The organism is Halomonas salipaludis, from assembly GCF_002286975.1.
In the GTDB taxonomy this organism is placed as follows: domain Bacteria; phylum Pseudomonadota; class Gammaproteobacteria; order Pseudomonadales; family Halomonadaceae; genus Franzmannia; species Franzmannia salipaludis.
The window spans coordinates 1-17994 of record NZ_NSKB01000018.1 but is presented as its reverse complement, the minus strand read 5'-3'; the positions used below and the strand labels follow the sequence as shown (position 1 = coordinate 17994).

The 17994-nt window shown below is 60.8% G+C and carries 24 protein-coding genes and 2 pseudogenes; 14 read left to right on the top strand and 12 right to left on the bottom strand.

Annotation, left to right across the window (positions count from 1 at the left end; genetic code table 11):
• The first annotated feature begins 156 nt into the window (after positions 1-156).
• Together fadB and fadA are read left to right on the top strand one after the other, a co-directional pair.
• Positions 157-2316 (top strand): fatty acid oxidation complex subunit alpha FadB, encoded by a 2160-nt coding sequence (gene fadB / locus CK498_RS24900; protein WP_095623544.1) that lies wholly within the window; start codon positions 157-159, stop codon positions 2314-2316.
• 27 nt (positions 2317-2343) lie between these two features.
• Positions 2344-3522: an acetyl-CoA C-acyltransferase FadA gene (gene fadA, locus CK498_RS24895; RefSeq protein ID WP_095623543.1), complete on the top strand. Its 1179-nt coding sequence runs from the start codon at positions 2344-2346 to the stop codon at positions 3520-3522.
• A gap of 198 nt (positions 3523-3720) precedes the next feature.
• Here the strand turns inward: fadA and CK498_RS24890 are convergent, their stop codons facing one another.
• The 3 genes and pseudogenes from CK498_RS24890 to CK498_RS26945 all read right to left on the bottom strand — a co-directional run bounded on the left by CK498_RS24890 (position 3721) and on the right by CK498_RS26945 (position 6164).
• Positions 3721-4182 carry a flavodoxin family protein gene (locus CK498_RS24890; RefSeq protein ID WP_095623542.1) on the bottom strand — a complete coding sequence of 154 codons (462 nt, stop codon included), beginning with the start codon at positions 4180-4182 and terminating at the stop codon, positions 3721-3723.
• Between the two features lie 81 nt (positions 4183-4263).
• The gene (locus tag CK498_RS24885) at positions 4264-5712 is read right to left on the bottom strand and encodes an alanine/glycine:cation symporter family protein (RefSeq protein ID WP_095623541.1); all 1449 of its coding nucleotides are present in this window, start codon (positions 5710-5712) and stop codon (positions 4264-4266) included.
• Between the two features lie 126 nt (positions 5713-5838).
• A pseudogene (locus tag CK498_RS26945) lies at positions 5839-6164 on the bottom strand (DUF488 domain-containing protein).
• Positions 6165-6499: 335 nt separating this feature from the next.
• Between CK498_RS26945 and CK498_RS24870 the strand changes: the two are divergent.
• Positions 6500-7117: a LysE family translocator gene (locus tag CK498_RS24870; protein WP_095623538.1), complete on the top strand. Its 618-nt coding sequence runs from the start codon at positions 6500-6502 to the stop codon at positions 7115-7117.
• Between the two features lie 26 nt (positions 7118-7143).
• Here CK498_RS24870 and CK498_RS24865 read toward each other — a convergent pair whose 3' ends face one another.
• On the bottom strand, positions 7144-7668 hold the full coding sequence (locus CK498_RS24865; RefSeq protein WP_095623537.1) for a PadR family transcriptional regulator: 525 nt from the start codon (positions 7666-7668) through the stop codon (positions 7144-7146).
• 103 nt (positions 7669-7771) lie between these two features.
• Here CK498_RS24865 and CK498_RS24860 point away from each other — a divergent pair, with 103 nt between their 5' ends.
• The 4 genes from CK498_RS24860 (at position 7772) to CK498_RS24845 (ending at position 10020) form a co-directional block, all read left to right on the top strand.
• Entirely contained in the window at positions 7772-8143 is a 372-nt protein-coding gene (locus CK498_RS24860; protein WP_095623536.1) for a DUF2306 domain-containing protein, read from the top strand.
• Positions 8144-8259: 116 nt separating this feature from the next.
• The gene (gene trxC / locus CK498_RS24855) at positions 8260-8697 is read left to right on the top strand and encodes a thioredoxin TrxC (protein ID WP_095623535.1); all 438 of its coding nucleotides are present in this window, start codon (positions 8260-8262) and stop codon (positions 8695-8697) included.
• Between the two features lie 35 nt (positions 8698-8732).
• Positions 8733-9107: a thiol-disulfide oxidoreductase DCC family protein gene (locus tag CK498_RS24850; RefSeq protein ID WP_229359216.1), complete on the top strand. Its 375-nt coding sequence runs from the start codon at positions 8733-8735 to the stop codon at positions 9105-9107.
• A 112-nt stretch (positions 9108-9219) separates the two neighbouring features.
• Positions 9220-10020, top strand: a complete 801-nt coding sequence (locus CK498_RS24845) for a COG3650 family protein (RefSeq protein ID WP_141247022.1) — start codon at positions 9220-9222, stop codon at positions 10018-10020.
• Between the two features lie 3 nt (positions 10021-10023).
• Here the strand turns inward: CK498_RS24845 and CK498_RS24840 are convergent, their stop codons facing one another.
• The 3 genes from CK498_RS24840 to CK498_RS24830 form a co-directional block, all read right to left on the bottom strand.
• Complete coding sequence (locus CK498_RS24840) at positions 10024-10917, bottom strand: complex I NDUFA9 subunit family protein (RefSeq protein ID WP_095623532.1); 894 nt, start codon at positions 10915-10917, stop codon at positions 10024-10026.
• Positions 10918-10919: 2 nt separating this feature from the next.
• Positions 10920-11555, bottom strand: a complete 636-nt coding sequence (locus CK498_RS24835) for a DsbA family oxidoreductase (RefSeq protein ID WP_095623531.1) — start codon at positions 11553-11555, stop codon at positions 10920-10922.
• A gap of 69 nt (positions 11556-11624) precedes the next feature.
• Complete coding sequence (locus CK498_RS24830) at positions 11625-11828, bottom strand: putative motility protein (protein ID WP_095623530.1); 204 nt, start codon at positions 11826-11828, stop codon at positions 11625-11627.
• Between the two features lie 135 nt (positions 11829-11963).
• Between CK498_RS24830 and CK498_RS24825 the strand changes: the two genes are divergently transcribed.
• The gene (locus tag CK498_RS24825; protein WP_095623529.1) at positions 11964-12320 is read left to right on the top strand and encodes a zinc ribbon domain-containing protein YjdM; all 357 of its coding nucleotides are present in this window, start codon (positions 11964-11966) and stop codon (positions 12318-12320) included.
• Positions 12321-13145: 825 nt separating this feature from the next.
• Here CK498_RS24825 and CK498_RS26030 read toward each other — a convergent pair.
• Positions 13146-13907 (bottom strand): hypothetical protein, encoded by a 762-nt coding sequence (locus tag CK498_RS26030; protein ID WP_141247021.1) that lies wholly within the window; start codon positions 13905-13907, stop codon positions 13146-13148.
• A 181-nt stretch (positions 13908-14088) separates the two neighbouring features.
• Between CK498_RS26030 and CK498_RS26025 the strand changes: the two genes are divergently transcribed.
• The gene (locus CK498_RS26025) at positions 14089-14367 is read left to right on the top strand and encodes a structural protein (RefSeq protein ID WP_141247020.1); all 279 of its coding nucleotides are present in this window, start codon (positions 14089-14091) and stop codon (positions 14365-14367) included.
• Between the two features lie 217 nt (positions 14368-14584).
• Here the strand turns inward: CK498_RS26025 and CK498_RS24815 are convergent, their stop codons facing one another.
• From CK498_RS24815 to CK498_RS26940, 3 genes are all read right to left on the bottom strand, one after another.
• The gene (locus CK498_RS24815) at positions 14585-14989 is read right to left on the bottom strand and encodes a hypothetical protein (RefSeq protein WP_095623527.1); all 405 of its coding nucleotides are present in this window, start codon (positions 14987-14989) and stop codon (positions 14585-14587) included.
• Between the two features lie 84 nt (positions 14990-15073).
• On the bottom strand, positions 15074-15610 hold the full coding sequence (locus CK498_RS24810) for a hypothetical protein (protein ID WP_095623526.1): 537 nt from the start codon (positions 15608-15610) through the stop codon (positions 15074-15076).
• Positions 15611-15980: 370 nt separating this feature from the next.
• Positions 15981-16172 carry a recombinase family protein gene (locus CK498_RS26940; protein WP_407645915.1) on the bottom strand — a complete coding sequence of 64 codons (192 nt, stop codon included), beginning with the start codon at positions 16170-16172 and terminating at the stop codon, positions 15981-15983.
• 77 nt (positions 16173-16249) lie between these two features.
• Here CK498_RS26940 and CK498_RS24795 point away from each other — a divergent pair, with 77 nt between their 5' ends.
• The 5 genes and pseudogenes from CK498_RS24795 to CK498_RS27000 all read left to right on the top strand — a co-directional run bounded on the left by CK498_RS24795 (position 16250) and on the right by CK498_RS27000 (position 17639).
• Positions 16250-16447, top strand: a complete 198-nt coding sequence (locus CK498_RS24795) for a hypothetical protein (protein WP_095623525.1) — start codon at positions 16250-16252, stop codon at positions 16445-16447.
• Positions 16448-16491: 44 nt separating this feature from the next.
• Positions 16492-16740 carry an antitoxin Xre/MbcA/ParS toxin-binding domain-containing protein gene (locus tag CK498_RS24790; RefSeq protein WP_176475905.1) on the top strand — a complete coding sequence of 83 codons (249 nt, stop codon included), beginning with the start codon at positions 16492-16494 and terminating at the stop codon, positions 16738-16740.
• A gap of 52 nt (positions 16741-16792) precedes the next feature.
• Positions 16793-16972 (top strand): hypothetical protein, encoded by a 180-nt coding sequence (locus CK498_RS24785; RefSeq protein WP_095623523.1) that lies wholly within the window; start codon positions 16793-16795, stop codon positions 16970-16972.
• Positions 16969-17312, top strand: a pseudogene (locus CK498_RS27005) (recombinase family protein); the annotation flags it as partial. The gene CK498_RS24785 and the pseudogene CK498_RS27005, both read left to right, overlap by 4 nt.
• Before the next feature lie 111 nt (positions 17313-17423).
• Complete coding sequence (locus CK498_RS27000) at positions 17424-17639, top strand: hypothetical protein (RefSeq protein WP_456064534.1); 216 nt, start codon at positions 17424-17426, stop codon at positions 17637-17639.
• 175 nt (positions 17640-17814) lie between these two features.
• Here CK498_RS27000 and CK498_RS24775 read toward each other — a convergent pair.
• On the bottom strand, positions 17815-17994 hold a 180-nt coding region (locus CK498_RS24775; RefSeq protein WP_176475834.1), incomplete at its 5' end, for an ATP-binding protein.

Genomic DNA, 17994 nt, shown 5'->3' with positions numbered 1-17994 from the left:
GCGTCACTATGACAGATGGAGTCGAGAAACGGCGACACCCGACGCATCAGGCACGACTTTGGTGGGGGGGCGCCCGCCGCGGGCTTGACGCCGGCGCCAAGCTGGACCAAGCTGTCTGGCAATCAAACGGCCGTATGAAATCGTGGAGTTTCGCGGATGATCTACCAAGGCAATGCCATTACGGTGGCCAGCAACGGCGATAACATCGCCACTCTGACCTTCGACCTGAAGGACGAGTCCATCAACAAACTCTCCAGCGCCGTGGTCACGGAGCTGGGCGAGGCGGTCCAGGCGCTGCAGGGCGCCAGCGACATCAAGGGCCTGGTGATTGCCAGCGCCAAGGACGTATTCATCGTCGGTGCCGACATCACCGAGTTTCACGGTATGTTTGCCAAGGGCGAAGGCCAGATTGCCGAGATGCTCGAGCAGGTGCACGGCATCTTCAACGCCATCGAGGACCTGCCGTTCCCCACCGTCACTGCCATCAACGGCCTGGCGCTGGGCGGCGGCTGTGAGGTCACCCTGACCACCGACTTCCGGGTGATGGGCGACAAGGCCAAGATCGGCTTGCCCGAGACCAAGCTGGGCATCCTGCCCGGCTGGGGTGGCTGCGTGCGCCTGCCGCGCATCGTGGGTGCCGACAACGCCATCGAGTGGATCGCCGGCGGCAGCGAGAACCGTGCCGATGCCGCGCTCAAGATGGGCGCGGTGGATGCCGTGGTACCCAACGAGCAGTTGCAAGCGGCGGCGCTGGACATCCTGGCCCGTGCCAACCGTGGCGAACTCGACTACCAGGCGCGCCGCGACGAGAAAACTGGCCCGCTCAAGCTCAATCCCATCGAGCAGATGATGGTCTTCGAGACCGCCAAAGGCTATGTCGCCGGCAAGGCGGGGCCGCACTATCCGGCGCCCATCGAGGCGATCAAGGTGATCCAGAAAGGTGCCGGCGAGGAGCGCGGCCGCGCCCAGGCGATCGAAGCCAAGGCCTTCGCCAAGCTGGCGCTGACCGACGTCTGCTACAACCTGGTGGGGCTGTTCCTCAACGACCAGGTGGTCAAGAAGAAGGCCGGCAAGTACGAAAAGCAGGCCCAGCCGGTCAAGCAGACCGCGGTGCTGGGGGCTGGCATCATGGGCGGCGGTATCGCCTACCAGAGCGCGTCCAAGGGCACCCCGATCCTGATGAAGGACATCAAGGAGGATGCCATCGAGCTGGGCCTCAAGGAGGCGCGCAAGCTGTTCGGCAAGCAGGTCGAGCGCAACAAGCTGACCACTGAGCAGATGGCCGAGAAGCTCTCCAATATCCGCCCGACACTCTCCTACGGCGACTTCGGCCACGTCGACCTGGTGGTCGAGGCGGTGGTCGAGAATCCCAAGGTCAAGGACGCGGTACTCACCGAAGTCGAGGGGCTGGTGGACGACAAGGCGATCCTCACCTCCAACACCTCGACCATCTCGATCAACCGTCTGGCCGAGAATCTCAAGCGTCCCGAGAACTTCTGCGGCATGCACTTCTTCAACCCGGTGCATCGCATGCCGCTGGTCGAGGTGATCCGCGGCGAGAAGACCAGTGACGCCGCCGTGGCCGCCACCGTGGCCTACGCCCGCGCCATGGGCAAGACGCCGATCGTGGTCAACGACTGCCCGGGCTTCCTGGTCAACCGCGTGCTGTTCCCCTATTTCGGCGGCTTCAGCATGCTGGTCGAGCAGGGCGCCGACTTCCAGCACGTCGACAAGGTGATGGAGAAGTTCGGCTGGCCGATGGGCCCCGCCTACCTGCTCGACGTGGTCGGCATGGATACCGCGGTGCACGCCAACGAGGTGATGGCCGAGGGCTTCCCGGATCGCATGGCTCGCGATGCCAAGACCGCCATTCAGGTGATGTACGAGAATGAGCGCCTGGGCCAGAAGAACGACAAGGGCTTCTACGCCTACGAAGAGGACAAGAAGGGCAAGCCGAAGAAGGTCAGCGACGACGCGGCCTACGCCCTGGTCAAGCAAGTGGTGAAGGAAGACAAGGCGTTCAGCGACGAGGAGATTATCGCGCGCATGATGGTACCGCTGTGCCTGGAGACGGTGCGCTGCCTGGAGGACGACATCGTCGCCACTCCGGCCGAGGCCGACATGGCGCTGATCTACGGCATCGGCTTCCCGCCGTTCCGCGGCGGTGCGCTGCGCTATATCGACGCCATGGGCGTGGCGGCCTTCGTCGAGCTGGCCGACGGCCTGGCCGATGAGCTCGGCCCGCTCTACGCGCCCACCGACAAGCTGCGCGAGATGGCCAAGTCCGGCGATACCTTCTACGCCAAGAGCGCCTGAATTCACCACGAACAGGAGTAGTGAAAGATGAGTTTGAATCCGAGAGACATCGTGGTGGTCGACGGCGTGCGTACCGCCATGGCCAAGGCCAAGAACGGCGCCTTCCGTCACGTGCGCGCCGAGAACCTGTCCGCCGCGGTGATGCAGGCGCTGTTCGAGCGCAATGCCAACCTCGACCCTAGTGAGGTCGACGACGTGATCTGGGGCTGCGTCAACCAGACCCTCGAGCAGGCCATGAACATCGCCCGCAACGCGGCGATCATGACCGGCATTCCGCGCTCGGTGCCGGCCCAGACCGTCAACCGCCTGTGCGGTTCTTCCATGACCGCGCTGCATATCGCCGCGGCCAATATCAAGTCCGGCATGGGCGATTTCTACGTCATCGGCGGCGTCGAGCACATGGAGCACGTGCCCATGGCCCACGGCGTCGACGTCAACCCGGCGGCCAGCAAGTATGCCGCCAAGGCGGCGATGATGATGGGGCTGACCGCCGAGCTGCTGGGCAAGATGCACGGCATCAGCCGCGAGGATCAGGACAAGTTCGGCGTGCGCTCCCACCAGCGCGCCCAGGCGGCGCTGGATAACGGCCGCTTCGATAACGAGATCATCGGTGTCGAAGGGCATGACGGCAACGGCTTCCGCGTGCGGGTCGACCGCGACGAGGTGATCCGCGCCGACGCCAGCCTCGAGTCGATGGCCGGCTTGAAGCCGGTGTTCGACCCGCGCAACGGCACGGTTACCGCCGGTACCTCCTCGGCGCTGTCGGTGGGCGCTTCGGCGATGGCGGTGATGAGCTACGAGCGCGCCCAGGCGCTGGGCCTCGAGCCGATCGCCAAGGTGCTCTCCACCGGGGTGGCTGGCTGCGACGCCTCGATCATGGGCTACGGTCCGGTACCGGCCTCGCAGAAGGCGCTCAAGGCCGCCGGCCTGACCGCCGACGACATCCAGACCGTCGAGCTCAACGAGGCCTTCGCTGCCCAGGGCCTGCCGGTGCTCAAGGATCTCGGCTTCCTCGACGCCATGGACGACAAGGTCAACCTCAACGGCGGCGCCATTGCCCTTGGCCACCCGCTGGGCTGCTCCGGCTCGCGGATCTGCACCACGCTGCTCAACGTCATGCAGCAGCAGCAGACCAGCCTCGGCCTGGCCACCATGTGCATCGGCATGGGGCAGGGCGTCGCGACGGTGTTCGAACGCCTGCGCTAAGCGTCACTGATATGAAGACGTCGAAACGGCACCCTACGGGGTGCCGTTTTGCGTACTAGGCTTTGTCTGAAAAGTCGGAGAGCGAAGGCCAGACAAGGCAAAAATCGGCGAAAAGACGGAGTTTACGGGGTGTAAATGAGTACTTTGAGCCGATTTTTAACGCCGTATGGCCGAGCGCAGCCAGTTTTCGGACAGAGCCTAGAGGATGCCAGCATCGAGGCCCGCCGCCAGGCTCATGGCCAGCTCCTCGACCTGCTCGAGGAACGCCTCCTGCCACTCGCCGTGCAGGATCAGCGGCGCCTGCGCCCACTTCCAGCGCAGCCCACCGACGATACTTTCCACCGCGCGGCGGGTGCCGGTGCCGTCGAGGCCGGCGCGCACATAGAGGGCGCAGGGCAGGCCCTGTGTTTGCTCCAGGACCGGGTAGTAGCTGCGGTCGAAGAAGTCCTTCAGCGCGCCGCTCATATAGCCGAGGTTCTCGGTGGTGCCGAGCAGGATGGCATCGCAGGCCAGCACGTCCTCGGGGCCCGCCTCCAGCGGTGGCTTGACCACGACCTCCACGGTCTCGATCTCGGGGTGGCGTGCACCGCGTTCGGCGGCCTCGCGCAGCGCCAGGGTATTGGCGGAGGGGGTATGGGCGACGATCAGCAGGGTTTTCATTCCGCTAGCCTAGCAGCCGCGCGGGAATGGCAAAACGCCACGGCGGTTTGCCGTGGCGTTGCGGCCCTGGGAGAGCGCGCCTCAGCGCTTGGGCCAGGCCTTGGGGTCGACCTTGTCGGTCAGCTTGGGGAAGCGGCTGGGATCGAACACCGGCTCCTGGCCAGCGCTGAGCTGGCGGTCGTAGTCGCGCAGCAGGGCGAAGGCGATCGGCGATAGCAGCAGGATCGCTACCAGGTTGATCAGCGCCATCATGCCCATCGAGAGGTCGGCGAAGTTCCAGATTGCGCCGAGGCTCGCCACCGAACCCACCATCACCATGGCCAGCACCGCCAGGCGGTAGATAAGCACCGCCAGCGGGGCGCGGTGCCCGGCCAGGTACTCGATGTTGGACTCGCCGTAGGAGTAGTTGGCGATCACCGAGGTGAAGGCGAACAGCAGGATCGCCACGGCAATGAACATACTGCCCCACTCGCCGACGTGGCTAGACAGTGCGATCTGGGTCAGCTGGATGCCGTTGGCCTCGTCGCTGGCCATGACGTCCGGCCCAGCCATGATGATGATCGCCGCGGTGGCGGTGCAGATCACCAGGGTGTCGAGAAACACCCCGAGCATCTGGATGAAGCCCTGGGCGGCGGGGTGATTGGGCTTGGTGGTGGCGGTGGCCGCGGCGTTGGGCGCCGAGCCCATGCCCGCCTCGTTGGAGAACAGGCCACGCTGGATGCCGTTGATGATCGCCTGGGAGACCGCATAGCCGATGGCGCCCCCGGCGGCTTGCTCGAGGCCGAAAGCGCTCCTGATGATGGTCATGAACGCCGCCGGCAGGTCGCCGATATTGAGCGCCACCACCACCAGTGCCAGCAGCAGGTAGAGCAGCGCCATCAGCGGCACCACCAGCTCGGCGACGCGGGCGATCGATTTCAGGCCGCCGAAGATGATCGGCGCCACCACCGCCATCAGCATCAGCCCCATGGCCCAGGTCGGAATCGAGAAGGCCTGCTCCATGGCCTGGGCGATGGAGTTGGCCTGGACGCTGTTGAAGGCCAGGCCGAAGGCGATGATCAGGCACACCGAGAAGGCCACCGCCAGCCAGCGCAGCCCCAGGCCACGCTCGATATAGCGCGCCGGGCCCCCGCGGAAGGTATTGTCGCCGTGGTCGGTCTTGTAGGCCTGGGCCAGGGTCGACTCGACGAAGCTGGTGGCCATGCCGACCATCGCCGTCATCCACATCCAGAAGATCGCGCCGGGACCGCCGAAGTAGATCGCCACCGCCACGCCGGCCAGGTTACCGGTGCCGACCCGCGCGGCCAGGCTGGTGGAAAGCGCCTGAAACGACGAGATACCACCGCTGGCTTGGCGAGAGTGACGCAGCAGCTTGAACATATGGCCGAAGTGGCGGATCTGGATGCCACGGGTCATGACCGTGAAGTAGAGACCGGTGCCGATCAGCAGATAGATCAGCACGCTGCCCCACAGCAGGCCATTGCCGGCGTCGACCCATCCGGTGAGAAACCCGGGTAGCGTGAAATTCATGACGCTCGCTTTCCTTTGCTAATGAATGAAAGGGCGTCATTCTTCACGAGAGCATGGAGATGACAAGTCCCATTGCGATATTTCGTGAACTTGGTGTGAATACTCGCAAAAATCACTGTGAATGGCTTATATCTCTGAGTCGAGGTGGCCGGCATAGCACGGCGCAGAGCTCGGTGCGTCGTCGGTTTGACGGTCCTCCTCGTACAGGGCCTCAAGAAGCGCCTCGCGCAGTACTGGCAAATGCGAGCCCTCTAGATCGCGAGCCGCCGAGAGCAGTGTCAGGCGTCCTTGGCGTGCCAGGCGCATCAAGGGCACCAGGCAAGTCTCGTCGGAGTGTATTTCAAGGCCTCGCGCCGGATGCCGCGTGGCCATAATCGATCGACCAGCACGCGAGCACCATCGCTCTGAAGTGGGGTGGAGTAGATGCGCTTATTGGCGATGTCGTATCTCATCACTGCATCCGTTGCCGATCAGAGGGATAACACCATCAGCCTAGACATCCGTGGACACATATTCCACGCTCTCCAGCGACTCGGTGGAGGTGACGATCTGCTCCAGCTCGTCGCAGAAGGCGCTCAATGCTTCACTGGCATGGCCCAAGCCTCCGCAGCGCGACGCCGCCGATTTCTCCTTTCCCTCAAATTGACCGCCCGCCGCGTACGCTGACAAGCGTTGCCTAGCGTGCGGGGCGAACAGCGCCTTACCGATGGCGAGAGCTCCAAAGAAGACGTTTCACACGCGGCGTGTTAGTTTTCGGTGTTCACCCTGATTTGCCGGCAGGATGCTCATGTCCCTGGAAAGCGCGCTGTTCTATCTCTTTGCCATCTTCGTCTTCGCCGTGACCCCGGGCCCCGGGATCTTCGCCCTGCTGGCGCGGGGCATGGCGTCTGGTGCGCGCTCCTGCGTCTCCCTGGCCCTGGGCATGACGGTGAGCGACCTGATCTACCTGCTGCTGGCCTTCTACGGCCTGGCCGCCATCGCCGAGAACTGGAGCGAGGCGTTTACGCTGATCCGCTATCTCGGCGCTGCCTATCTGTTCTATCTGGGCTGGAAGATGTGGACCGCTCCGGTAAAGGCCGAGCCGCTGGCCCCGGAGCAGCGGCGCGTGGATGTCGTGAAGGGCTTCCTGCAGGGCTTTCTGATATCCGCCTCCAACCCCAAGGTGATCCTCTTCTACATCGCCTTTCTGCCTACCTTTATCGATCTTACTGCGCTGGGCAGCACCGATATGGGGCTGGTGGTCGGCCTCACCTTTATCGGGCTGATGACAGGGCTGATGCTGGTGGCTTCCGGCGCCTCCGGTGCACGCCGCTTTCTGCAGACCGAGCGTGCCATGAAAGGCGCCAACCGCTCCGCCGGCTCGCTGATGGTCGCCGCTGGGGCATTCCTGGTCGCCAAGGGCTGAGCTGGCATATCGCCATCAGTCCTCCGCTACTCCTCCAGAACCTCCTCGATCCACGCCAGCCAGGCCTCGGTCAGTCGCTGGCCGAGTCTTAGTGTGTGCCAGGGCGCGCGCTCGTCTGGTGTTAGCCCCTGTGGGTCGCTGAACCACTCCTTTTCGATGGCCGCATAGGCCTGCATCCGCTCTTCAAGCTGTGCCTGCAGAGCGGTGAGCTCCTGCTGGCGGGCGTCGGCCGGCCAGGCGTCCCAGGCGAAGAATTTGGCGAACAGTGGTTGGCGTACGGGGCTGGGGCCGAGCGGGGCAGCCAGCCAGGCATCGAGTTCGGCGCGTCCGCTGGCGGTAATGCAGTAGACCTTGCGGTCGGGGCGCTCGGCCTGGGGCACGGTCTCGCAGTCGAGCAGCCCGGCAGCGCGCATCTTGTCGAGTTCACGGTAGATCTGCTGGTGGCTGGCCTGCCAGACGTGGGCGAGGCCGGTCTTGAAGCGCTGCAGTATGTCGTAACCGGTACCGGGGTCGCGTTGCAGGGTGATCAAGAGTACGGCGCGTAGTGACATGCTTGCCTCTGGCTCGACTTTATATGTGCATAGTTGCATATCAAGCTTATGCTGGCTAGCATTATGCAACTAGTTGCATTTGTGCGGGCTGTTCGGAGGCAACATGACGCTGACGTTGCATCTCACTGCTTCTCTGCTTGCGTTGGGGGTGGGCGCCTTGGTGCTACTTCTGCGCAAGGGTACGCTGTGGCATCGCTCGTTGGGCGTGGTCTGGGTCGCCGCCATGGCACTATCAGCGCTCAGCTCATTCTGGCTGGGCGGTGGGGTGCTACCGCTGGTGGGGCACCTGGGGCCGATACACCTGCTCTCGGCATGGGTGCTGGTGGCGCTGACGGTGGCAGTCGCGGCAATCGCTCGCGGGCAAGTGCAACGTCACCGCGAGTGGATGCTGGGCGCCTACCTGGGACTGCTGGGCGCCTTCGCCGGTACCTTGGTGCCTGGTCGATGGATGTCGACGCAGTTGGGGCTGTGGTAAAGGCTAGCAGGCTTAACCTGGATTATCGAAGCGTGTTACCCATGTCGTGATAGCCTGGCAGCATCGCCTTCATGCCGGCTATTCTCGCTGACAGTGGTATGGATGGAGTCTTCCCAATGAGCGATGCCTTTACCCTCGGTTGCCCCCACTGCCTGGCGATCAATCGCGTCAGCCCCGCCCGCCTGAGCGATGCGCCCAAGTGCGGCAAATGCAAGCAGCTGCTGCTGAGTCGCGAGCCGCTGGCGCTCACGGCGGCAAGCTTCTCGGCACTGGTAGAGCGCAGCAGCCTGCCGGTGGTCGTCGACTTCTGGGCCAGCTGGTGCGCCCCATGCAAGATGATGGAGCCGATTTTCGCCGAGGCGGCTCGCGACCTGACAACGCACATGCGCTTTGCCAAGCTGAATACCGAACAGGAACGCTCTCTGGCCGGTCGCTTCGGCATCCGCAGCATTCCCACGCTGATCGTGTTCCGCGATGGCTACGAAGTGGCCCGTCAGCCTGGGCTGCTGAATGGCGCGCAGCTGCGTGAGTGGTTGCAGCCCCACCTGGTATGACGGCTGCCGGACGGGCATCGAGCAGGGAGAATATCGTGTCGCCAACAGGCTCGCTCAAGGTCTATTACGATGCCGTCTGCCCCGGTTGCCGCCGCGACCGGGCTCGCTATGAACGCTGGGCTGGAGAGGCGGGCGAGCAGGTCGCCTGGTGCGATGTGACCACCTATCAGCAGGCGCTGCGCGACAAGGGCATCGATCCGCAGGCGGCGCTGCTGTCACTGCACGTGGAGGACGACGCGGGGCGCATCGTCGATGGCATCGATGCCTATGTGCTGCTGATGCAGCGCGTGCCGCGCCTCAGGCCGCTGGCCTGGTTGATCGGGCTGCCGGGTGTCAAGGCGCTGCTGAGCTGGTGTTACGACCACTGGGTGCGCAGGCGCCTGGCCCGTGAGGGGCGACTGCCGGATTGATCGTAGAGCGCTTCGCGTAGATGCCGAACCCCATGGTCATGCAGCGCTGGCAGATGCGGTATCCTGAGGGCTCTCGCAGCGGCGGGAGATGGCAATCACCAGGAGCACGAGCGTGAGCAAGAGATTACGGATGATCGGGGCGTCGCTGCTGATGGCGGGCCTGAGTGCCTGTAGTGGCGAGCAGGATGACGTAACCCGAAACGCCACCGAGCAGCCCGACTTGAGCCGCGACTACGCGGCACTCGTGGGCGAATGGCGGCTAGTGGACTTTCATCAACCCGGCGTCAGCGCCATGAGCGAAGAGCAGGCCGACAGCTGGCTGGGGGCCCGGCTGCGCATCAGCGACGACTGGTTCGCCCTCGGCGAGCACTACTGCGAGTCGCTGACACATATCGGCGAGGTGCTGCCGGTCAATCAGGTGCGCGATGACTTCCGCCTCCAGGAAGGCGATCTGACACCTTTCGAAGGGCGTGAGCAGGTGGCGCGTCATCGCCTTGACTGCGAGGACAGCGAGTGGCCGACCCTGGGCGGCACGCTGCTGATGCTCGATGATTCTCGAGTCCTGGCGCCCTGGGATGGCGTGTTCTTCGAGCTGGAGCGCGACGACGGCTTCCGCGCCACCGGTACCGAGCCGGCCTGGAACCTGGCCATCAGCGCGGAGGGCATGCGCTTCTCAGTGCCGTTCGACGATCGCGATGTGCGCACCGAGCTGCCCGAGCCGGAAGCCGGGCCCCAAGAGGGGGCGCGGGTCTATCACGCCACTACCGAGGGCAACTATCTGCGCGTGGTGATCACTCCCGAGGCGTGTCGCGACAGCATGAGCGGTGCGCCGTTCGAGACCACGGTGCGGGTGACCCGCGACGGTGAGGTCTTCCGGGGCTGCGGCGGGGCCATGCCAACGCTGTCGCCGTGAGCGTCAGCGCAGCGTGTCGAGTGTCTGGTGCAACGAGCGGGGCAGGATGCCCAGGTCTTCGCAGCGCCCGGCGTCGGCGCCGACCACGTTGTCCCGCTGCATCAGCAGCACCTGGTCGCGGGTCAGTGGTGGATTGGGCAGCCAGCCGGTCGCCGCGGCCAGCAGGCGCCAGGCGAGGAAGGGGACCGGTAGCAGCGGTCGATGTCGCCCCTGGCGGCGCATCACCCGCTCGAGGATCTCGCGGTAGCTGAGTACCTCGGGGCCGCCCAGTTCGAACAGCCGCCGTGCCGGCGGGGTGGATGAGAACAGCCGCCCCACGGCGCGGGCCAGATCGTCGACATGCAGCGGCTGCAGGCGCGTCTCGCCGCGGCCGAACAGGGGAATCAGCGGTAGTCGTGTCAGGCCCTGCAGGGCAGTGAGGAAGGCGTCATCCGGCCCGAACAGCACGCTTGGGCGCAGGATCGTCGCCTTGGGGAAGTGCTCGAGGACGGCATGCTCGCCGTCGGCGCGGGCACGCACGTAGGCCGAGGGGGAGTCGAGGCTGGCGCCGATGCCGGAGAGCTGTACCAAGGTGCTGATACCGGCTTGCTGCGCCACGCGTGCGATCCGCGCCGCACCTGCGACGTGTACCGAGTGAAAGCTTGCGCCGCGGGATTCCACATAGCAGCTCACCGCGTTTACCACACCCCCGGCGCCCTCCAGCGCTGCGGCGAGGCTCGCCTCGTCGTGAATATCGGCGCGCACCAGGCTAAGCGGATCGCTCGCGTCGTGCCACTCGGGCAGCGCGGGGTGGCGGGCGGCGAGGCGTACGCGATGCCCGCGCTCGACCAGCTCGCGCACGATGGCGCGGCCGGCAAAGCCGGTCCCGCCGAGCACAAGGATCGGACGTGGCGCCATGCTCAGCGCTGCTGGGCCAGGTCCAGCAGGCGCTCCACCGCCAGCAGCAGCTGTCGGCGTGGCTGGGCGCCTTCCAGGATGCCGGCGTGTTCGCCGTGCAAGGCGAAGCGCAGGCCGGGCACCCCCTGAATCCCGAGCTCCCCTGCGGCATGCTGATCGTCGAGCACCTGTTGGCGATAGCGCCCCTCGGCCAGCGCCTGGCGCAGGCCGTCGCTATCGAGTCCCAGCGACCCGGCGGTTGCGCACAGCGCTTCGCCATCGGCCAGGTCAAGGCTGTCTTCGAAGAAGCCGCGAAACAGCGCGTGACGCAGCGTGGCTGCGGCCTCGCTCGACTGGTCGGCTGCCCAGGCGCTGGCTTCATGCGCCAGCCGCGAGCGCGGTTGCCGGCGCGGCAGGCGTAGCGTCATGCCACGCTCCTTGGCCATGGGGTAGACGGCGCGTGACCAGATGTCGTGCAGGTAGTCGCCGTCGGGGTCGAGGGGCGGCGCCGGCGCGGGGCGCAGCTCGAAGGCGCGCCAGCGGATCGTCAACCGGTCGCCGAAGCGGGTGCTCAAGGCGTCGAGCTCGGGCTCTTCCAGATAGCAGAAGGGGCACACATAGTCGCTGAAGACATCGAGGGTAAGCGGCGTTGCGGTCATGACGGGCTCACACGCAAACGAGCCGCCGGCAGTGCCGGGGCTCGAGGGGATGAACAGGCGATGGGCGGGTCAGGCGATGGTGTTGATCAAGGTGCCGATGTGCCCTTCGCTGGCCAGCTGGGGCTCTGCCGAGGCCGACTCCATCAGCGCGGTGACCTGCTGCTGTTGCATATCCAGTGCCTCGCGAAACACCTGCATCTGCGCGTGCTGGGCGGCCTGGGCCTGCTGTAGCACCAGCGATTCGCTTACCACGCTATTGACGGCGGGATCCATCCGCTTACCTCCCATACAATGAATATGCGTCCAACCTAGCAGCCCCGCCAGCCGCTTGCAAAGGCGGCAGTGGAGCCTTGACCCGTGTCGGTGTAGGCTTGCGGGCTTTTGTCATCGCTATCATCAGGAGCCCATATGAGCGATCTGCCCAACTGTCCGGCCTGTGCGTCGGAATTCACCTACCATGACGGCATCCAGTGCGTGTGCCCCGAGTGCGGCCATGAGTGGATGCCTGGCGATGACGCGGCGGCGCGCCAGGACGATGTGCTGGAGGCCCGCGATGCCCATGGCAATCCGCTGGCCGACGGCGATAGCGTGACGGTGATCAAGGACCTCAAGGTCAAGGGCTCCTCCTCGGTGATCAAGGTCGGTACCAAGGTCAAGAGCATCCGCCTGGTCGAGGGTGACGCCGAGGGTGGCCACAACCTCGACTGCAAAGTAGAGGGCATCGGAGCGCTGAAACTCACCTCGAAGTTCGTCAAGAAAGCCTGAACGGCCTGGCTACTCGCCCTGCAGCGTGGCGATGAGGCGCCGTGGCCCACCCTGGTCACGGTGCTCGCCGTGGCAACAACCCCGAATGACAGGTATTTTGACATGCGTATGATCCACCGCTGCAGCGCTATACTAGCAAGATTACATGTCAAAAAAAATTGGGATAATTTGGAGCGAAACTTGACAGAAAATGTCAAAAGTAAATTATTTTCCTTTATTTAAACTATTAGCAAAAACACAACAGAGGCCAATATGTCAAGAAAATTAGTAACGATAGTCTTTCAATCATAAGCAATTGTGAGAAAATATCCGACTTTCATAAAGAAGTGAGGTTGAGGATGATCTATTACATAACAATGATTAACAAAGTATTTGTTAATAACAAATATCGTATTTAGGAAAATTAAACTTTTGTCGTCTATAGCAACATGGATTTATAAATAAAAATCAAGCCGCACTATTCCACCTTCACCAGGCACTATTTTTCTCACTAAACCGTGTGCTTATATCACACGCGCACTCTTTTATTTATATACCGCCGCTTTATACTTTTTTAGAGACCTTCGACACATACACCCTGAGTTACTAACATCTATAAACATCCACGATCGTATTGTTTACATTTTCACTCATTGTTGCTGTAAAGTAAATGAAGTTATCGTGTGGTTTATCTCTCCAAAATTCCTTTTTCAAATATCATTTGGTGTATTTCATGGGGGCTTCTAGTTATTGAGTTTGCGAACACATCTCCTATTCCAAAGTTACTTTTCTTGGAGGATTCCAAAATGTGGGCAGCTCTATCTTTTTCGGCCTTTTTTCCTATTGTTATTTTTTTATTGAAGCGATATTTATCCTAGACAAGAATATGATATCTCTCTGGCCTGAGGATTTCCATATTTCTGCGATGGGTTCTATTTTTTTTGATAAGATGTACTCTATGAATGCCATGTTTAAAATGTTTTCCCCGCCTTTTTTGCCATCGGCAAAATCTTCTACCCCAAAAACTTTATGTTTCAAAATGATTTCCTTTATTTTCTCTTCCCCTTCTCTTGTTGCCAAGATTTTAGATATAAAATCAAAAGGAAGCAGGAATCTCACTTCGTTTTCCATGCCCCATTTTTCTTTGTTTTTCCTCAGGATTTGGTTTTTTACAAAAAAGTCTGGGGAGAAATATTCAGGGTCTTTTAGAGATGTGTCTGCGTAATCTGCTGGAGAGTAAAGAAAACCACGATTAAGACCTATTGAAAACCTTTGGGAGGCTGACATGACGAAAACGGAAAATGGATTTTTCGCATCAACTTCTATGGATACAGCCACCCCCCTATTTCCATCGGCATATTTTCCCCACATGTACAGAGAGTCTAGGTTTCTACATAGGGATACTATCCCAAAGAGGTTGCAGTATCCTTTAATATGTTTGCTCAACTTTTTCCCTGTTTTTTTCTCCAGATTCCTTATCATTGGAGTACTTATTTCTTTAAATTCTTCTGGATCATTTTGTGCCCAGCTAGGAGTGACTCTAAAGCAAGGGTCATGGCAAAAGCTTTCAAAAACTTCCATCGTCATAAATTTGTGCAACATAGCCATGGCATCACCCCTTTCGAAGTCGTTCTATGCTAACTCAAATTGTTATTTTGACAGGCTTTTTTTCTCGTGGCAAATAATTCAGCATATTAGGCCTTGAGGTGACGGCACGATGGTGGTTATGTGAAGTGGTTCTGCTAAGCTAACATAGAGTAAATTTGATAAATTAAAAAGGGAGGGAGTCATGAGTGTTAACCAGTCCAGGTTTGATAAGCTTTATAAAGAACAGAATGATGCAGTTAGATTGGGGATTAAAGTTAAATATATATGCATGTCAGTTCAGTGCCCCCACCATGCAGATCTCCATGGTGAAATATTGGATTATGATGAGGTGGTCAAGATTTTTTCTATAGAAAATGTTCCGGATGGATGCCGATGTGCCTGCACCCAAATCTTGGTTGATGACTCAGGAAACCCTATTACTCCAGGAGCTGTAGAAAGGATAAGAAATCAAAAAACATAGGGTCGTTTTCTTTACACCTGATGACCACCCCTCCAGGAGGCCCTGGAGGGGTGGTTTCGTGTAAAGAAATTGCGTAAATATTTCTGCGTATAGAAAAGGTGTGTTTCTCAGTCACCCCGAGCAATGTGCCGTATGATGCCTTGGCACCACGACTGCAGACCAGATCCGCCAAAGGGTATCCATGGAATTCCGTGCTTTTATAGTGAACACACGGCCGTCACAGACTGAAACTACCTTCATTGCCCACGATCGTAGGGCGTTCTATGTTCACGCATAGCCACGTCTCACGCAGTGAACCGATGTCACCGCTGGCGATGACTTCCAGCGGTGACCGATCATTAAAGAATTCATTGTGATTAGTCATGCGCATAAAGCCATAGAGGTTATTGGGATTGTCGAACGTCACGCGTAGAGCTGCATGGATGTTCAGCACGTAGCTGATCCGGGTCAGCTGGTCTTCATCTACGTAGGCCTGCCATTCTGGATCACGGCGTCTGGCACACGTATAGATATCCGCGGGGACACGCAGGATCGCAGTGCCCTGCTCACTGCTGGCACCCCACTTCTCCAGAATCGTCACGGCTGTCTGTAGCCCCGTGGTTGCCTTGTCCTTGATCGTCATAGCTATCCCCCATGGGTGCGCATACCCAAACTTTGGCACGGCCACCGCTTTGAAGCCATTGCGCAAAGCAAACGAAGGTTTGATTTACAAAATCGGCTGCTGGCCAGTGACCACCGAACAGTATGCCGCCGCGTAACGCTCGGCATCTTTCCGTGCCCGGTGCCGGGCTTGTATGTCCCCCAGAACACTTATCATTTGCTCTGCCCGTTGAGCACCTAGCTCACCGTAAAGCTGATAAACATCAGCCAACTGGAACGATGGCTCCACTTCTGCGGCCTCGAAGAGCCGATCGAGCCAGAAGCCGTCAAAAGCCAATGCATCGCAGAAGACTTTCTCTACGCCCAGCATGCTATTCAGCCGACAGGCGGCATCAACCACAGTAATGCCCTCTTCGAGCAGCTGGGAACGCGGGATGCCATGCAAGGCTGCGGCATCTCCGTCCCAGTGAGACCAGGTGTCGATCGGGAAAACCAGGAAAGCATCACTGTTGCCCAGCGTATCAGCCCAGCCAACCTCGATGGGGTAGCTGTCCGGCTGCTGGAGGCCTGGTGCCTCAATATCGAGGAATGTGATCAGCGGAATAGGACTGGGAATGTTTGAGCTAGCCATGTCTCCCATCATAGACCTTTCCCCCTCCTGCAGGCTCCCTCAAACCGCAGACCTTTTCAGCTTTGTCATGGGAACAGCCAGTCTCTTCTGGCAGCGCTTCAGGTCGACCGGCCTGCTCCCCGAGCAGTTGAAGGTGCTAAACCGCCTGCTGGATGGAAGAGAGCGAGGGCTTGCGCACTTCATCAGTGCATCGCAGTGCCAGAACGTCGCCAAGGTCAGTAAGGCAACTGCCACCCGCCACCTCATTGGACTGGTCGAGAAGGGTTGCTTGGTGAAGCTATCCGGAGGAGGCCGCAGCACGCGTTATCAAGTACCGGACATGCACCGTCAGGACGACAGGGAATAGGCGTCCCCCATGACGACGTGGCGCTCCTGGAGATACTCAACCTCTGTCTTCGGCAGCTCCAGGAAGGTCATCCAGGAGGGTTCCACTGGATGTAGGGGGTGACCCAGTCGCTCCCCCTGGCGCGGTGGTATCGATGGCTTCGGTCAGCGACCGGAAGCAGACACCACGCGCCTCCAGGGTGCTGACGACCTCGATCAGATGCGGCAGCGAGCGTCCCAGTCGATCCAACCGCCATCCTGAGTGCTGACGCGGGCATAGCCTATAATCATGGTGTCGTGTCCTATCTATCCGTTTTGGGAGGGCTAATGGCGGACGGTCTGATACCGAACGACTGGCCTGAGTTGCGCTTGATCTGCTGGTACCGTCGCTGCGATGTACCGATTGAAGAATGGGAAGCTTGGGCTATCTATCGGCGCAACTGGCGCTATGTGTATCAGGACCAGCTGACACAGGAAGAAACAGCTCTTATTGAACGGCTTAAGATGAAATACGGCGACTGGTAGTCGCCCACCAAACCCATGTTTTTCATTGATCAATGGAGGCGGTAATGACCAGGCGAAGCGATACGCCGCATGAGCGGCTGCCAATACCTGAAACCGTTGCAGAGGAGCACCAGGCGGTCGCTGTCAGGCAGGCGGCTATCGGGTTGTTCGAGGGGGACCGAACAGCGGCGGAGCGCTGGTTGCATAAAGAGGCGATGGGGCTTGGAGGAAAGCGCCCCATCGATGTCATGCAGGCAGATCCTCAGCAGGTTCTGGACCTGATCGGCCGGGTCGAGCATGGGGTTTACACCTGATCCGAGCTTGACGAGGGGATGGCGGAGAACTGATTGGTGACAAGGGGCCACGATGAAACGAGAAAACGGAGAGCAGGTGCCTAGGACAGAAGGGGATGTTGCCGACAGCCCGCTGGAGCGTTTAAGGGGCTCGGTGCGCGAGTACCGTTCGCCTTTCGAGCCGGTGGGCGTTGAGGACTGGGCGGCATTGGGCCTCGAGGATGACACGGCCACGCCGGGCAGTAGCGCATGATCATCGGCTACGCCCGCGTCAGCACACAGGACCAGAACCCCCAGCTGCAGTGTGACGCCCTCGAGGAGGTTGGCTGTGAGCAGGTCTTCGAGGAGCGTGTCACTGGCACCAAGCGAGAGCGCCCTGAGCTGCAGGCCTGCCTGCGGACTCTGCGTGACGGCGACACCCTGGTGGTGTGGAAGCTTGATCGGCTGGCTCGCTCAAGGACCTGGTAGAGCTGATCCACGAGCTCAACGAGCGCGGTGTAGGCTTCCGGTCCCTGACCGAGGCGATCGACACCACCAGCGCCGGCGGCAAGCTGGTGTTCCACATCTTCGGCGCCCTGGCGGAGTTCGAGCATAGCCTGATCCGAGAGCGGACCCTGGCTGGCCTGGCGGCGGCGCGTGCCCGTGGTAGAAAAGGGGGGCGTCGCCCCACCTTGTCGGCGGCGGACGTGCGAAAGGCAGCCGCGATGCTGGCCGATCCTGAGATTACCAAGACCGAAGTGGCCAAGCACTTTGGAGTCAGCCGGGTGACCCTGAACGCATCCCTCGAGCGCGAAGGACTAGCCAAGGCTGCAAACCATCCCAAGCTCGAGCAGTTGCTGGCAGAGTGCGATCCTGACGCGCCCGAGCTGGACGAGCTGCGATCCTGGCAGGACGCGCCGTCGGTGGGGCGAGAAGTATAGAGGCCGCTTTTCTATGGATTCCACGGTGCAGGTTCTATGGATTCCACGGCGCTAATCGCCCCGGGCTTCGTAGTCAGCGCCAGGTCTTATACTGAAGGCACCCAGGATATGCGACGTCAACTACTTTGGCCGCTTGGCGACAATTAAAATGGCCGGTTGGGTGGGGTAATTGTCGTCAGTCTGACGACCCGGCTTTTCCTCCTTGTAATTGACGTTGATAAGCACGCTTACGGTAGCTTTCCCCGCTCAGCTCCATCAGCGTGGCGTGGTGCACCAACCGGTCGATGGCGGCCACCGCCATCATGCTGTCGGGGAAGATGCTGTCCCAGGCGCTGAACGGTTGGTTGGCGGTGAT